14 protein-coding genes are annotated in these 15,985 nt (G+C 32.4%); 1 reads left to right on the plus strand and 13 read right to left on the minus strand.

All coding sequences use genetic code 11. The annotated features are described in order from the left end of the window. Positions 1 to 102 precede the first annotated feature (102 nt). The 12 genes from AC4FRF_RS14545 to AC4FRF_RS14600 form a co-directional block, all read right to left on the minus strand. The gene (locus AC4FRF_RS14545; protein ID WP_491160614.1) at positions 103 to 405 is read right to left on the minus strand and encodes a T9SS type A sorting domain-containing protein; all 303 of its coding nucleotides are present in this window, start codon (positions 403 to 405) and stop codon (positions 103 to 105) included. 607 nt (positions 406 to 1,012) lie between these two features. Further along, positions 1,013 to 2,152: a formylglycine-generating enzyme family protein gene (locus AC4FRF_RS14550; RefSeq protein WP_491160468.1), complete on the minus strand. Its 1,140-nt coding sequence runs from the start codon at positions 2,150 to 2,152 to the stop codon at positions 1,013 to 1,015. 12 nt (positions 2,153 to 2,164) lie between these two features. Continuing rightward, positions 2,165 to 4,648, minus strand: a complete 2,484-nt coding sequence (locus AC4FRF_RS14555) for a TonB-dependent receptor (RefSeq protein WP_491160470.1) — start codon at positions 4,646 to 4,648, stop codon at positions 2,165 to 2,167. 100 nt (positions 4,649 to 4,748) lie between these two features. Beyond that, the gene (locus AC4FRF_RS14560; RefSeq protein ID WP_491160472.1) at positions 4,749 to 5,075 is read right to left on the minus strand and encodes a hypothetical protein; all 327 of its coding nucleotides are present in this window, start codon (positions 5,073 to 5,075) and stop codon (positions 4,749 to 4,751) included. 141 nt (positions 5,076 to 5,216) lie between these two features. Continuing rightward, entirely contained in the window at positions 5,217 to 5,546 is a 330-nt protein-coding gene (locus AC4FRF_RS14565; RefSeq protein ID WP_491160474.1) for an L-rhamnose mutarotase, read from the minus strand. 290 nt (positions 5,547 to 5,836) lie between these two features. After that, entirely contained in the window at positions 5,837 to 6,139 is a 303-nt protein-coding gene (locus tag AC4FRF_RS14570) for a hypothetical protein (RefSeq protein ID WP_491160476.1), read from the minus strand. Next, positions 6,140 to 7,522: a phosphoglucosamine mutase gene (gene glmM / locus AC4FRF_RS14575; RefSeq protein ID WP_491160478.1), complete on the minus strand. Its 1,383-nt coding sequence runs from the start codon at positions 7,520 to 7,522 to the stop codon at positions 6,140 to 6,142. A 141-nt stretch (positions 7,523 to 7,663) separates the two neighbouring features. Further along, positions 7,664 to 9,592, minus strand: coding sequence for a glucosamine-6-phosphate deaminase (gene nagB, locus AC4FRF_RS14580; RefSeq protein ID WP_491160480.1), 1,929 nt, complete (start codon positions 9,590 to 9,592; stop codon positions 7,664 to 7,666). 37 nt (positions 9,593 to 9,629) lie between these two features. Further along, a complete protein-coding gene (locus AC4FRF_RS14585; RefSeq protein WP_491160482.1) occupies positions 9,630 to 11,012 on the minus strand; it encodes a sugar MFS transporter in 1,383 nt (460 codons plus the stop codon). Positions 11,013 to 11,069: 57 nt separating this feature from the next. Beyond that, on the minus strand, positions 11,070 to 11,993 hold the full coding sequence (locus AC4FRF_RS14590) for an NAD-dependent epimerase/dehydratase family protein (RefSeq protein ID WP_491160484.1): 924 nt from the start codon (positions 11,991 to 11,993) through the stop codon (positions 11,070 to 11,072). A gap of 2 nt (positions 11,994 to 11,995) precedes the next feature. Continuing rightward, positions 11,996 to 13,069, minus strand: coding sequence for a phosphotransferase enzyme family protein (locus AC4FRF_RS14595; RefSeq protein WP_491160486.1), 1,074 nt, complete (start codon positions 13,067 to 13,069; stop codon positions 11,996 to 11,998). Between the two features lies 1 nt (position 13,070). Further along, a complete protein-coding gene (locus tag AC4FRF_RS14600; RefSeq protein ID WP_491160488.1) occupies positions 13,071 to 13,973 on the minus strand; it encodes a nucleotidyltransferase family protein in 903 nt (300 codons plus the stop codon). Between the two features lie 222 nt (positions 13,974 to 14,195). Between AC4FRF_RS14600 and AC4FRF_RS14605 the strand changes: the two genes are divergently transcribed. Next, positions 14,196 to 15,239 carry a LacI family DNA-binding transcriptional regulator gene (locus AC4FRF_RS14605; RefSeq protein WP_491160489.1) on the plus strand — a complete coding sequence of 348 codons (1,044 nt, stop codon included), beginning with the start codon at positions 14,196 to 14,198 and terminating at the stop codon, positions 15,237 to 15,239. Here AC4FRF_RS14605 and AC4FRF_RS14610 read toward each other — a convergent pair. Continuing rightward, a complete protein-coding gene (locus AC4FRF_RS14610) occupies positions 15,236 to 15,913 on the minus strand; it encodes a sugar-binding protein (protein WP_491160491.1) in 678 nt (225 codons plus the stop codon). The two genes, AC4FRF_RS14605 and AC4FRF_RS14610, sit on opposite strands and share 4 nt — an antisense overlap. Positions 15,914 to 15,985: the final 72 nt, after the last annotated feature.

Below are 15,985 nucleotides of genomic sequence, written 5' to 3' on the forward strand. Positions count from 1 at the left end.
TGGTAAGAGGTGTCCCGTACTGAAATAACTATACAAACCCTCTAAAGATACATTATCTAATGCAGATAAATTTAAGTTTATATTTTGTTGATACAATCATCCTTAACGATATCCATCAATCTTTATACCTGCTGTACTGTAAATCAAACGCAAGATATAGTACTCAGAGGGAGCATTGAGACTTATATTTTTACTTTGTTTGCCTAATTCTAAATTGTTGCATTGTGTCTTAGAAAGAAGATTACCCGCTAAACTGTAAATATTAGCTGTAACATCCATTTTTTGTACTAAATCAAAACTCAATTCAAAGCTGTTGCCAAATGGATTGGGATAAACTACTACTTTAGAGAGTATTTCACTTTCGGGAGTAACTGTAACTAGGGCTAGTTTTTTTTCTAAAATCAGTTACATCGGTTTTTCATTCTCGCGTTCCTTGATGTTATAGAGCTGAAGATTTCCTACCAGAAAAAGGGATTCATCGGTTTGTAATAATTCTAACTTGGCATCTTTAAATTCATAGGCATTGAGTCTCCCTTGGTAAAATGTTCGGTACGGTAATCTCAGCTACTCCACAAAAAAGCCTGAGAAGTCAATGCTTACGTTTTGTGTTTTCTAGTTAACAATTCGATATCTTTTTTGTTAATCCTATTTAAACCATGTCCGTGTTATTTCTATTAAACTGTAATAAGCAAAAATATTCAACAATAAATAAGTTAATTTCTGATCCTAAAGCGGTAAATAATTTAAATTATCAAACTTCTATTTCCACCAATCGCTCCAAATCCTCTACAAAATGATTCGACATTTGTTCGTTTGAGGTCACTTAAAAAAAGTAAAATCCTGAGAATTTAAATTCTCAGGATTTTTTTATGGTTCTACCCCATCAATAAGATGATTGATATTTTCAACAATCAATATGAAACACAAATCAAAAAAAAAGGTAAAACAGACGAAGTAAAGTCCAATGAGAACATTGATAAAGTTTAAGATTTGAACTAAATCCAAAACGTACTCAGCGAACACATCTAAATCCTATATGATTTGCAGAAGATTTGATTTCTCCGTACCCTCGTGAACCTACTAAGTATCTGGTACAATAGTCATCGGTACATAAAAACGATCCTCCTCTGTGAACCTTTACTAATGCATTAGGTTCGGCAGGATCATGACTCGATTTTGGTCCTTGCGGATTTCTGGCTACTGCACCACTTTCAGCTAAAACCTGGTAATAATCCTCGCTATACCAATCATTAATTAATTCCCACACATTACCAGCCATATCATACAATCCATAACCATTAGGTTTATACTGAGCTACAGGAGCCAATCCCACAAATCCGTCTTCGGCAGTATCTCCTTTGTCAACTGGGAATTCTCCCTGATAAATGTTGGCCTGAAATTTTCCATCTGGTTTTAAAACATTCCCCCAAGTATATGAAGCTCCTGTCTTACCACCTCTGGCTGCAAATTCCCATTCTGCTTCTGTAGGCAATCGTTTACCAGCCCATTTAGCATAGGCAACCGCATCTTCATAGGCAATCTGTACTACCGGATAATTATCCTTTCCAATGATGTTACTATCTGGACCTGAAGGATGCCTCCAATTAGCCCCTCCTACATATTGCCACCAGGCCAAATAATTATTTAAATCCACTTTATCAGGAGTAGGCGTAAAAACTGCTGATCCAGCTATTAAATTAGACAAGGGAACTCCTGGGAATTCTTCAGCTGATGGCTTTTTCTCTGCAACCGTCACATAGGATGTCGCTTTTACAAATTCAGCAAATTCTTTATTGGTTACCTCGGTTTTATCCATCCAAAATCCGTCTACATAAACCCTATGAATGGGTCTGGCATCATTGGTCACTCCTTTAATACTGCACAAACTCTCATCATCAAAGTTACTTCCCATCGAGAATTCGCCTCCGGGAATCCAAACCATTCCTTCAGGTGTTTCTTTAGGCTTATTGTTTTTGTTTTCGATGGTTAATTCAAATTTTGGTTCTAAAGTTCCATGGTCTATATCTTCAGTAACTGAGATTTTGTCTTTGTTTTTTATAATGGGATTATCCGTTAAAAAACAAAAAAGACCTAATAAAGGAATTACCACAAAAATCACAATTCTAACTATTTTTTTTTCCCTAGTAGTCATATTATATTTTTATTAAAACTCTTTTTTTCCAAATTCACTATCAATAAACTTCGATTTATTCTTAGTTTTAGTAAAGGTATACGATAAATTCAGAATGACCATATCTACTTCATACACATAATTTGTTGTGGTATAAAAGGCATTTGGCGAATAGGTTGTAATTCGTTGTTCATTTGAATTCAACCAGCCCATATCTATATTCTGCCATTGCAGTGTGGCTACCAATTGATTCTCGAAAAAAGTTTTTCTAAAACTTAAATTTGGTGAGTAAAATCGGGAATCTTCTCCCTGTGCGGTTATGCGCTCTGAGAGATAATTTAACGTAAACTGTAACGATGCAGTTTTAGAAAAATCGTAAGTACTGTTGGCATTGATTGAAAATTGAGTTGCATTTGAGTCCACTGAACGACCATCAAAACGACCCTCTATCTGCTGATTATAAACATTTCCGCCAATAAAATTATTCCATTTATTGCTGATTTTAAAATTAGCTCCTACTTCTAATCCTAATGCTCTTCCCCTGCCTACATTGGTATATATTCTGTCCAAAATAGTATCGTTTAAAACACCCATTTTATCATACGATCGGGTATTGACACGGTTTATTAGATTTTGAACATTTCTGAAATAAGCAGTAGCAAAAACAGAATTCCCAGCATTAAAATTTTTATTGATTCCTAATTCTATTAAATCGGTAAACTCTGGTCGCATGTTTTTATCCCCTTGCTCAAAAGTTTCTGAATGTTCTCTTTCTTTAAAAGGATTCATTTGATAAGTTGGCGCACGATCAACACGTTTACTGTATCCTAATTTTAATTTTAAATTATTATCCATTGTATATTGAGCGGAAGCCGAAGGAAATAACTTCACATAATCATAGGATAAATTTTCAGCTGGCTGATTATAACCTTTCAAGTAAAAGTCCCTATTCATCGATTCCAAACGCAATCCAGCAGCATATTCCCATTTATTGGATGTCCCGTTTAGTTGTGCATACCCAGAATGTATAATACGGTCTAAGTTAACTACGCTGGTAAACTCAGGAACTATTTCAAAATCAGCTGTTGTAAGATTACGTCTTTCGTAAATAAAATTACCGTTGTTTTTCAATCCTCTGTATTGATAACCTACCTCAACTTTACCAAAGCTAAATGGTTTAAAGCTATAATCTACTTGTGCTCTTGTTCCGTAAAGTGGATTGTCATTAGTATTATACTCGTCTTGATAGACTTGAGTTTTATCTACACTTAGATTCAGGTTAGTTGTTGGACCTCCTAACAAACTGTATTCATACAAAAAGGAAGCAATTAATTTGGATTTATTTTGAAAAGAATGGGTGTAATCAAAACTTCCCAATGCAAAATCTCCATCTCTTGTTCTTAAATTTTCATTCAAATAATTAAATGCCCGAAGCTCACTATCGTCACTTAAAGAAGTAGTTCTGTTTTGATAAACAATATTAGCTGTTCGGTCATTTTTTCGTTTTCCTCCATAAAAAGCTAAGGCAAAAGTATTACTATTATTAGGTGTAAAATCAACTGTAAATCGACCGTTGTAATCTAATAAATCAGTGCTACGCTCACCATCAGACGGAAATTGGGTTTTATAATTTTCAACATCGTTGATTGTAAACACATCCCCTTCTCTTCGACCAGTTATATCACTACGGGAATAACTCCCTCCTAAAGCAATATCCCATTTGTTCTTCTTTATCGAGTAAGTCCCATCGATTCCGTAACGCTGTGCAGGATCTTGATTGTTATAATCTTCTATTGAAGGAAAACCTCCTTTGATATTTAATTGCGCATAATTACCGTTTGTAGCCCCTTTTTTGGTAATAATATTTAAAATCCCAGCTTTTCCATCAGGATCATATTTGGCTGAGGGTGCTGTAACGATTTCGACACGTTCAATAGCATTAGCTGGCAATTGTCCTAAAATGGTTGAAACACTTCCCTGAGTAGGTTTGCCATTCAATAAAACTTTAAAACCTGTAGTACCCCTGACGCTTATTTCTCCTTGACCATCAATGGCTATTGAAGGTAGGTTCTTTAAAACATCAGTTGCTGAACCTCCTCTACTATTCTGAAAGGCTTTAACATCATAAACCTGACGGTCAATTTTAGTTGTTACCGTTTTATTCCCATTTTGAATCACCACATCACTTAATTGGTTTTCAGCTGATACCAATACTATTGTTCCTAAATTAACAAGCTGATTTCTATACTTTACCTGAATAGTATTGATGGTTTTCTGTTTGAAACCAATAAATGATACTTCTAAATAATAGCTTCCGTTTTTTATGTTTTTAATTGTGAATTTCCCCGATGCATCTGTAACAACACCTGTAATTAATGTTTTATCTTTTGCTGAAAACAAACTCGCCGTTGCGTATTCTAATGGATAATCTCCATCAACAACTTTACCCGTTATTTGACTAAAGATTTTAACAGTCAATAATAAACTGAGTGTTATTAACAATTTGTTTAACTTCATTTTTATTTATTTTACAAAAAAGCCTGAAAAAACAATGCTTTTCAGGCTTTTTATTTTAAAAATCCTCTTTTAAAAGTAACACACTTTTAGAAAACTATTCCTATTTAGCATAATTTTTAATTTCCATAGCTTTATCTTTTCCAAAAGTTGATTCCAATTTAGCATTAAAACTAGCATTAGATTCTCTCTTTTTTGCGGCAGCTTCTTTTTTATCTTCTAATTTATTTGCCTCTAGAAAAGCAGTTCTATTTTCGCATTTTAAATCCATAAGCTTGGCTTTTTCATCAGCTGTTAATTGCACCTTAGCCGATACACTTTCTACATATTTAGTAGAAAAATTAACAACACCTTTACCATATTTTTTTTGAGCTGTTGCAGAAAAAGTTACCGTTAAAAAAACTACACATAACAAAATAAATTTCTTCATAAGTTTTTGGTTTTAAATAAATTAATAAAATTACAGATACAAATCTAATTTTCTATCACGGACTACTCTTGTTGTTTTTGGTCATTTCATTGTTAATATTGACCATTTTAATACATTTACCTATATGTTAATCTATAGAGTCTAAAGTTCAAATATACAGTCCATCAAAACCCATTTTTCTCCTGGTTTTGAATTAGGTAAAGCTTTCTGATATTTCCACATTAAAGTTTCCCACTTTTGTACAATAGGATTCTCAGCATCTAATTTCCCTTTTTTTTCAAGAGAAAACTCCGCATTAGTATCAATTAGTAAAAACAGTCGGTCAGCAACATGATAAATCTCAGCATTTTCAATGCCAGAAACTTTTAAACTTTGTATAATTTCCGGCCATACATTCTTATGATATTCAATATATTCTTTAATCAATTCCGAATCGTTAATTAAATCCAGAGCAAAACAATATCTTTTCATTTTTTATAAATTTATAAATTAATAACAAACCTGCAGAGGTAGTATAAGCAGGATATCCATTGACTTCTAAATTAGCAATACGCTCTTTTTTTGTAGCTTCTTTAACTTTTTAGCTTAACCAAGGCTTCTTCGGGAGTTATAGCATCAGTAATATACGTAAAGTAAACACAAGACATGAACTCTTCCATACTCATCCCTACTAAAAGCATCTAATCCGTCTAATGATAAACTCTTTGGAAATTGAACATCCTACTTAAATGTTCATCCTAATGATTTATTGCTTCATATTTCTAATTCTTTGTTCTTTCAAGAAGTCTATAAACATTCTCAATTTCAGATGAAATTAAACTTCCCGTTTTTAAAGTTTTACTGAATACTTTTATCTTCACGTAAAAATTATTTTTATCTTCTGTGCAAATTCCAACAGAGAAAAACCCGCTAGGATAATACACTTCCAAGCCATTCAATTCATCCATTAAAAACAAATCAAACTCCCCTTTTAACCAATTAAGAAATTGATGGTAACGTTCCATATTTTCTATTTTTTTCCTACTCCTGAAAATATGAAATGGGCTTTCAAAAGAAATTTCCATTTAAATTAAATTTTTAATTTCAGCAACAAACCTTTCTGCTAATTGATTGGCATTTTCTTGAGAAGTACTTTCAGTATATATTCGAATAATTGGTTCCGTATTCGATTTTCTTAAATGAACCCATTCTGTAGCAAAATTAATTTTTACACCGTCAATTGTGGAAACATCTTCTGTACTATACTTTGTTGCCATTTTTTCCAAAATAACATCAACATTGATTTGCGGTGTAAGTTCTATTTTATTTTTACTCATAAAATAAACCGGATAACTATCTCTTAACGCTTTGCAAGACATTTTAGAATTTGCTAAAAGAGATAAAAATAAACCAACACCAACCAAAGAATCTCTGCCATAATGCGACTCTGGATAGATAATCCCTCCATTTCCTTCACCACCAATTATAGCTCCCGTTTTTTTCATTAGCTCTACTACGTTGACTTCTCCAACAGCACTTGCCTCATACTTACCACCGTGTTTTTCCGTAATATCCCTCAATGCTCTCGATGAAGATAAATTAGAAACCGTATTTCCTTTTGTTTTTCCTAAAACATAATCAGCACAAGCTACTAAAGTATACTCTTCCCCAAACATAGAGCCGTCTTCACAAACTAACGCAAGTCTGTCAACATCAGGGTCAACCACAATTCCAAAATCAGCTTTTTCCTTTACTACAAGTTCTGAAATATCTGTTAAATGCTCTTTTAGAGGTTCTGGATTATGAGGAAAATGACCATTAGGTTCGCAATACAATTGGATACATTCAACTCCTAGCTTTTCTAATAAAGCTGGAATAGCGATACCACCAGTGGAATTTACAGCATCAACAACTACTTTGAAATTTGCTTTTTTAATTGCCTGAACATCTACTAGTTCTAATTTTAAAACGGCTTCAATATGTTTTTCTATATAACCGTTCTTTTCACTATAATTTCCTAAATTATCTACTTCAGCAAATTCAAAATCGCCTTCCTCAGCAATTTTTAATATTTTTTCTCCTTGTTCAGCATTTAAAAATTCTCCTCTATTATTCAATAACTTTAGAGCATTCCATTGTTTTGGATTATGACTGGCCGTAATAATGATTCCTCCATCTGCTAGTTCTAATGGAACAGCTATTTCAACAGTAGGTGTTGTTGACAACCCAATATCAATAACATTAATACCTAAACCTATTAATGTTTTACTCACTAAATCACTTATCATTTCTCCCGAAATCCGAGCATCTCTACCAATAATAATTGATACATTTTGTTTATTAACATCTTGTTTCAACCACATCCCATAAGCGGCTGCAAATTTGACTGCATCAATAGGAGTTAAATTATCATTAATTCCTCCACCTATAGTTCCTCTAATTCCTGAAATTGATTTTATTAATGCCATTTTTATTATTTCTTTGAATTCGAATAATTTGTAAATTATTTTTCTTAATAGATAATTATTCGAGTAATTAATTAGGACTAACTAATAACACAATCATTTAAGATTGCTATAAAAGCTAGTCCCTTAACTTGAATTAAATTTTTAGTATTCCCACCTTACAAAGGCTTCCATAGCTGCATAATTAGCAAGTCCTAATTTATTGTACAACGCTGCTGTTTCTCGGTTTCGGTCTTCGGCTCTTTGCCAAAATTCTCTAGCATCTGATCCTTGAAAAACTACTCCATCTTTTTGAGATTGATGTTTAAAGATTCCATGTCTTTTTGCCAAAACCTGATCCGGACTCATAGGTACAGCCATTTCGATTTCGTCAATCCCCCATTCTTGCCATGCGCCTCTATACAACCATAACCAACAGTCTTTCATGAAATCTTTTGATTTTAGATTTTTAACAGCTTCAAAAATAGCGTCCAAACAAACTTTGTGAGTACCATGCGGATCAGCTAGATCTCCTGCAGCATAAATTTGATGTGGTTTAATTTTTTCGATTAAATCCATTGTTATTTGAACATCTATTTCTCCAATAGGATTTTTTTCAATAGTTCCTGTTTCGTAAAAAGGAAGCTCCATAAAATGAATTTGGCTATCTGGTAAGCCTACATAATAACTTGTTGCTCTGGCTTCTCCTTTTCTTATTAAACCTTTTATATAACGAACTTCTGGAATATCAATTTCGCTGCTTTTTTTATTTTTCAAAAATTCAATCGACTTCTTGAAAATAACTTCAGCCTCTGGACTTTTTATCTCAAATTTCTCATTATAATCACAAACAAAATTGGCAAAACGAAGCGCTTCATCATCGGCCACAGCAATATTTCCTGAAGTTTGATAAGCAACGTGTACCTCATGTCCCTGATCTTGAAGTCGCATAAAAGTTCCTCCCATACTAATAATATCATCATCAGGGTGTGGACTAAAAATAAGCACTCTTTTTCTGGCTGGTTCAGCACGTTCTGGTCTGTTGCTATCGTCTGCATTTGGTTTTCCTCCTGGCCAACCAGTAATAGTATGTTGTAATTTATTAAATATATCGATGTTAATATTATATGCTGGACCTGAGTCGGCTAATAAATCACTCATTCCATTTTCAATATAATCAGCATCTGTAAGCATTAATATAGGTTTTTCTAAATGCAAGGCCAATCCTAATACAGCTTTTCTAATTAATTTATCCGTCCAAACAATTTTTTCAACTAACCAAGGAGTGTTTATTCTAGTCAGTTTGGAAGAAGCCTCTTTATCCAATACAAAAACAGCATTATTATGCTCTTGCAAAAAAGAAGCTGGAATTTGATTGGTTACCGTTCCTTCAACAGAAGCTTTTACAATATTCGCTTTTCCTTCGCCCCATGCCATCAAGATAACTTGTTTGGCTTCCATTATCTTTTTTACTCCTAAAGTAATAGCTGTTCTTGGTGTATTACTTAATCCTGAAAAATCGCCACTTGCTGCTACTCTGGTAATATGATCCAAGGCTACTAACCTTGTTTTGGAGTTTTGTAAAGAACCTGATTCATTAAAACCAATGTGTCCATTACCTCCGATACCTAAAATTTGTAAATCGATCCCTCCTAGTGCTTCGATCTTTTCTTCGTAGTTTGCGCAATAAGCTGCAATTTCTTCTTTTGACAAAGTTCCGTCAGGAATATTATAATTTTCTGGTAAAATATCCACCTTATCCAACAATAATTCCTTCATAAATCGGACATAACTATGGATTGAATTAGGTTCCATTGGATAATATTCGTCCAAATTAAATGTGATAACATTTTTAAAACTCAATCCTTCTTCTTTGTGTAAACGAACTAGTTCTGCATACAAACCTTTAGGTGTAGAACCTGTAGCCAAACCTAAAACACAAGATTCATTATTTTCTTGTTTTAATTTAATAACTGTGGCTATTTCTCGTGCAACTACTTTAGAGGCTTCAATTGAATTTTCAAAAACTACAGTATCAATATTTTCAAATCTTTTTTCAAAACCTGTTGCTTTGTCAATATTACTTTTTAGCATTGTTAGTTTTTTTTATAATTTATATTAAGTTATTCGTTTATTTTCTTACCCAGCTAGAATATTTATGCCCTTTGTGTGCAAAAAAGAAAATCATTAAATAGGCTGGAAAAAGCATTAAATACGCTATTTGATTTCCTGATTTTACAGTTGTCAAAGTGTGTGTAACCCCGTTGGACACATTAATACTTTCCGCCAGAAGTCCGTATAATAATGGAAAGATAGCACCTCCTATAATAGCCATAATTAATATAGCACCTCCTATTTTAGTATATCCGCCTAAATTTTGAAGTGCCAGTGGCCAAATTGCAGGCCAACAAAGAGCATTAGAAAGTCCCATAAGTGCCACTAAAATAACAACCAAAGGTAATGCGGGAATTAAAGGCAATTGAATCATAATACTTGGAGACAGCAATACAACTAAAAACACTAAAATCATACCTAGAATACCTGATATTTTTAATGCATTTACCTGAGAAAGGTATTTAGGTATAAAAGTAATTCCAATAATGTAACCAATTAGCATTGCTGTCATGGTAAATGAGGTCAACTTAAGATAAAAATCCCCATTTTCTCCATATACTCCAAGCTGTTTTCCAAAAGTTCCAATTGTATCTCCCGCAATAACCTCGGCTGCAACATATAACATTAAAGTTATAGCGCCCAAAACAAGTTGTGGATATTTTGATGCATTTTTAATTTGCTTATAAACACTTAAATCTGCTACATGACCTTCTTCATCTAATTCAATTTCAGGAAGTGGTGATAACTTAGCCAATACTGCCAAAATAACAATCACTATTCCCATATAGATATAAGGGATTTGCAACTGAAGTGCTAGTAAATCCAAAGTTTCTGATTTTGCAAATTCGTCAAGCATGGCTATCTTTTCCTTAGTATAATCCTGCATATTTGACAAGACTAAAGTAGTCAAGACTAATGGCGCAATAAAACCAGCTAATTTATTGGCTATTCCCAAGACACTTATTCTGGCAGCTGCACTTTCTCTGGGACCTATTACCACCACATAAGGATTTGCAGCTGTTTGCAAAATTGCCAATCCTGTTCCCATGATAAACAAAGCCACTAAAAACAATAGAAAAGTTCGTGTTTCGGCAGCTGGATAAAACATAAAGGCTCCTGTAGCAATTACAATTAATCCAAGCGAAATTCCATTTTTATAACCTACTTTTTCAATAATCCAAGAGGATGGAATAGCCATTACAAAATAAGCAATGTAAAAAGCAAAAGCTACAAAATAAGCTTGTGAACTACTTAAATCACAGGCTATTTCAAAAAAAGGAATTAAAGGACCATTCAACCAGGTAACGAATCCTAATATAAAAAATAAGCTGGTTAAAATAACCATTGGAATCAAAACATTACTTTGAGATTTTTCTAGTGCATTTTTAGTTTGTATCATAATTGTGACAGTTAATGAGGTTATATATGCCTGGTTTTATTTTTTTGAGTTATCCATCTATTTTAATAGTTCCTGATGATAAAAAGCAATAGTCTCCTCTAAAGCAGTTTCAATAGAATGACTTGGCTTAAACCCTAAATCATTAAATTTAGAAGGATCTGCTTTTGAATGTTTAATATCACCTGAACGTTCTTCTAAAAATTGGATCTGTGATTTAGAATTGGTTATATCTATAATTTTTTCAGCTAATTCTAAAATAGAGGTACTATAGCCCAAAGCCACATTATAAGTTTCATTTCCTTTTTGAGAAGCTAAAACATTTGCCTTGACCACATCTTTCACATAAATAAAATCTCTGGTTTGAGAACCGTCACCATAAATGGTTAAGGGTTGGTTTTGAAGTGCTTTATTTATAAAAATTGGTACTGCAGCAGCATAAGCGGATTGTGGATTTTGTCTTGGTCCAAAAACATTAAAATAGCGCAATGATGCCGTAGGAACATTCCATTGATCCTGATACATTTTTAGATAAAACTCGCCATCTAATTTAGTAATTGCATAAGGAGTCATTGGTTCAGGAATCATGGTTTCTACTTTTGGTAATACCGGATTATTTCCATAATTAGCCGCTGAAGAAGAAAGAACTACCTTACATCCATTATTTTTTCTTGCTGCTTCCAGAATATTAATTGTTCCAATGGTATTGATATCGATACATTCGTCTAAACGCAATAATGATTCAGGAACACTTACTAATGCAGCTAAATGAAAAATTCCATTGGCATTTTGTGCTAATTCATCCACTAGCACTTTATCTCTGATATCTCCTTTTACAAATTGGACATTTAATCCATTCAAGTTATGTTCAAATCCAGTTCTTAAACTGTCCAATACAATGACTTGGTGACCTTCTGCTGATAAATATTCTGCTATATGACTGCCTATAAAACCAGCACCACCTGTGATTAGGTATTTTCCCATTTTTATTTTTTTAAAGTTATCATGCTTTCCGAAAAGCTTTCTATTAGTTTGAATTGATTTTTAGCGCGATCAAAATTATGTTCTGGATATTTAGTTTTATAGTATATATCTCCATTTAAATAATCTGTTAAAAATCGCAAAGCCATTATAAACATCATTGTTTTTGCACTCAGCGGCAAATAATCAATTTCAATTGGAGACAATGCGGTCTGCATTTCTTTTAAAAACCCTTCAGAATAAGCTTTGTAATACTCCATATTAAAGCTTACTAAATCCAAATTCGTTTCATCTTCAGCAGCCGTATTACAAATAGTACGTATGGCATCGCCAAAATCGTAGTGTACAATTCCAGGCATAACCGTATCGGTATCAATAACACAAAGTGCTTTATTTTTTTTACTAAAAAGAATATTAGATATCTTAGTATCATTATGAGTAACACGTGTTTTTATTGCTCCAGATTCTTTCAGGGTTTGAATAACATGCATTTCTGGTTTTAGTTTTTGAACTAATTCAATCTGGACTTTTGCATTATTCAATCGCTCTGTTGAAGCCACTTTTAAAGCATCTTCAAATTGCGAATAACGAAATGACATATCGTGAAACCTGGGAATAACTTCAATTAATCGGGACGCATCAAAATCACTTGTAAGTGTTAAAAATTTCCCCATTAATCGTCCACCTTCATAAGCTATCTCTTTATTATTTACAGTTTCAAAAGTGACACTATTCTCAATAAAATACATCAAATTCCAATAATTGCCTTCTTCGTCTTTATAGTACGATTCCCCAGTTTTGGTTTTAACAAAAGTCAATACACGTCGCTTTTGTTTTTTCTTCGATAAGTCTTTTAATTTTTTTCGAATATGACGGCTTACAGCTACTTTATTTTCAATTAGCCCGGGCACATCTTTAAAAACACCGTGATTGATACGTTGCAATACAAAAAAAGGTTTCTTTACTGTTTTTATCAAATAAGTATCGTTGATATGACCTGAAGCCAATTCCTCAAAAGATTCAAATTCCCCCTTATGCTTGAATTGCTCAAAAATGTACTTTAGTTTTTCTGTTGCCATCTTACCAAAGATTACGTGGATAAAAATTATTCTTTTTTAATTCTCCAATAGCTTCCTGAACGATTTCTTTATCCTCTTTATAAGTCACCCCAAACCATTTTGCATCAGATTTTAAAACTTCTACACTAGCTTTTCCAGATTTTAAAATTTCATTTACAATAGAAGGCAAGTAAAATTCTGCTTTCAAGTCAGTTTTAGTTTCCTCTAAAAAAGTTTCAAATAACTGGTTCCCAAATTCAAAACATTTTGGAGTAAATCCCCAAAAATTCATTGATACAACCGCATTTTTATCAATTTCAACAAATGCTCCATTATCATCCTTACGCATTAATACACCGTCAATCTTTTCAATATGAGTTCGTTCGGTTACTCCAGTCAAAAAGCCTTTTTCATTTACATCACATTCACCTCTTGAAACAAATCCATGATCAGAAACTGTGTTTTTCAACAAATAAGCCATCGTATTAAAATCATAAGAATCCTTATCTTTCTCCATTAAAGATTTGGCCATTACCTTAAAAGCTTCTGCACCATAAAAATCATCCGCATTAATAATTGCAAAATTCTCCTGAACGGCATCTTTAGCCATCAAAAGCGCATGACCAGTTCCCCATGGCTTTGTTCTTTCCGGGTTAATATATTTTTCAGGAACATTTTCAAGTTCTTGATATACATAAGCGATTTCGGCTTTGCCTTCAAGTTTTTTATTAAAAATGGCTTTAAATTCTTTTTCAAAACTTTTTCTAATAATGAAAACAAACTTCCCAAAACCTGCCTGAAGTGCATCATATAATGAAAAATCAATTATAGTATCTCCTTCAGGAGTAAAGGTGTCAATTTGTTTTAATCCTCCGTATCTACTCCCCATTCCAGCAGCTAAAATCACAAGTGTAGGCTTATTCATTTTTTGTTCTTTTTTATGTTTCTACTTTTACTTCTTAAATTACACGCAATTACTTATAAAACAACAATTTATAAGCTAAAAAAAGCTAAATCACTTTCTAAAAACCCTTAACTTTTTTACAAATATATTAAAATAAATTAAAAATGTGCTCGAGAACACTAAAAAAATGTGCTCGAGCACAAAAAGAATTTATTTGTTTAGTCTTTTTTATATATTTGTTTCATGATAAAAAAATATACTATACGCGATATTGCTCAATTAGCAGGAGTTTCTAAAGGCACTGTTGACCGTGTTCTACATAATAGAGGAAAAGTTTCAGAAGATGCTTTAATAAAAGTGAATAAAATATTAGATGAAATAAATTTTATTCCCAATCCTATAGCCAAAAATCTTAAAAACAATAAAGTATACCGAATTTGTGTGCTTTTACCCAATCCTGAAAAAGATGCTTACTGGAGTCCATGTGTAGTGAGTATCAATGATGTAATTTCAGAATTTAGAGCTTTTGGCATTAAAATAGAAACTTATTTTTTTGACGCTACTGATATAAGTTCATTTTTAGAAGCTAACTTAGAGATTCAAAACTCAGCCCCTGATGCCGTATTATTAGCTCCAATATTCCTTAAAGAAGCAAGTATAGCAATAGAAAACTACACTAAAGCAGGAATTACAGTTTCCAATTTTAATAATCAAATCGACTCTGAAAATATAAAAAATTTTATTGGACAGGATTTATATCAAAGCGGAAGAGTAGCCGCAAAATTATTGCATGCTATCTTAACAGATGGAGATATTGCTATCATTCATATTGATGAAAAATATAAGAATGCCATTCACATGCAAGAAAAGGAAAAAGGATTTAAAAGCTATTTTAATGATTTAAATGGTTTCCAAAATAAGATACTTACTTACAAACTAAACAATCCTAAATTTGAAGAAAAACTCAGAAGTATCCTAAACGAACAGCCTAATTTAAAAGGCATTTTTGTATCTACTTCAAAAGGATATCAAGTTGCCCAGATTATTAAAGAGCAAAGCTATCCTAAAATAGCATTAGTTTGTTATGATTTATTGAATGAAAATGTAGACTTTTTAAAAAATGGTGTTATTGATTTTCTAATACATCAAAACGTAGGACAACAAACTTATCTGGCACTCAAATATCTAGTTGAATATTTCCTTTTGGGAAAAGAAATTCCAAAAAAAATATTAATCCCTATTGACATCATTAATTCCGAAAATGTTACCCCATTTATAAAAGATTAAAAAACTTTTTCAACAAAATGCAAAATACCAAAAGAGGAAGCTATATGAAAATTAGGTAATGTAGTATCAGGATTAATCCAAGTACTCCAAAGAGGTTTATAAGTTCCATCAGTTTGTTTGTAATACTTAGCCCTATAAATTCCTGTTTCCATTTTGCCTTGTTTTAACAAATCTAATCTAGCGAGTGAGAAAATACTAATAGCCCCTTCAACTACATAACCATTAGCATTCAATGACGATTTTACCTCTATGTCATCTGATGGCCAATTCCATTTAAAATCAAATTGTTTATTGGGGTGAGCTTTAAAATCCATAATTCGGGGACTTGGATCTATTTCCAAACAATAATAAGGATTAAGCGAATCATTAATTCTAAAAAACAACTCAACCCTATCAGAATTATTAATACTGCTTTTAGAATTATCAGTTGTATCTATATAAACCTCTGGATCATTTACTTCAAAACAGAAAAAAAACATATCGGTATCCCAAAGCGCTTTAAATTGCATATTAATGAATTTGTTACTATCCCACGGAGAACAAAAGTTAGTCAAATTATTGGCTTTAGCCCATAGAGGATGGTTTCCTTTGCCATTTATTTTTAAAGTATTCTTCTCAATTTGTATTACATTATAGCTTTCCATAATAATCCATTCATTGTTTTTATTTGTCAAATCTAATTTCTTTTAAACTATAAATGTTTATAATAATTAAAAAAGGAGCAAAACTACTATTGTTTTACTCCT

The sequence above is a fragment of the Flavobacterium sp. ST-158 genome, assembly GCF_058309975.1.

Excerpts from the sequence above, each read along its gene's own strand:
- AC4FRF_RS14550 (WP_491160468.1), bottom strand. The coding sequence starts at position 2,152 with ATGACTACTAGGGAAAAAAAAATAGTTAGAATTGTGATTTTTGTGGTA.
- AC4FRF_RS14555 (WP_491160470.1), bottom strand. The coding sequence starts at position 4,648 with ATGAAGTTAAACAAATTGTTAATAACACTCAGTTTATTATTGACTGTT.
- AC4FRF_RS14560 (WP_491160472.1), bottom strand. The coding sequence starts at position 5,075 with ATGAAGAAATTTATTTTGTTATGTGTAGTTTTTTTAACGGTAACTTTT.
- AC4FRF_RS14565 (WP_491160474.1), bottom strand. The coding sequence starts at position 5,546 with ATGAAAAGATATTGTTTTGCTCTGGATTTAATTAACGATTCGGAATTG.
- AC4FRF_RS14570 (WP_491160476.1), bottom strand. The coding sequence starts at position 6,139 with ATGGAAATTTCTTTTGAAAGCCCATTTCATATTTTCAGGAGTAGGAAA.
- glmM (WP_491160478.1), bottom strand. The coding sequence starts at position 7,522 with ATGGCATTAATAAAATCAATTTCAGGAATTAGAGGAACTATAGGTGGA.
- nagB (WP_491160480.1), bottom strand. The coding sequence starts at position 9,592 with ATGCTAAAAAGTAATATTGACAAAGCAACAGGTTTTGAAAAAAGATTT.
- AC4FRF_RS14585 (WP_491160482.1), bottom strand. The coding sequence starts at position 11,012 with ATGATACAAACTAAAAATGCACTAGAAAAATCTCAAAGTAATGTTTTG.
- AC4FRF_RS14590 (WP_491160484.1), bottom strand. The coding sequence starts at position 11,993 with ATGGGAAAATACCTAATCACAGGTGGTGCTGGTTTTATAGGCAGTCAT.
- AC4FRF_RS14595 (WP_491160486.1), bottom strand. The coding sequence starts at position 13,069 with ATGGCAACAGAAAAACTAAAGTACATTTTTGAGCAATTCAAGCATAAG.
- AC4FRF_RS14600 (WP_491160488.1), bottom strand. The coding sequence starts at position 13,973 with ATGAATAAGCCTACACTTGTGATTTTAGCTGCTGGAATGGGGAGTAGA.
- AC4FRF_RS14605 (WP_491160489.1), top strand. The coding sequence starts at position 14,196 with ATGATAAAAAAATATACTATACGCGATATTGCTCAATTAGCAGGAGTT.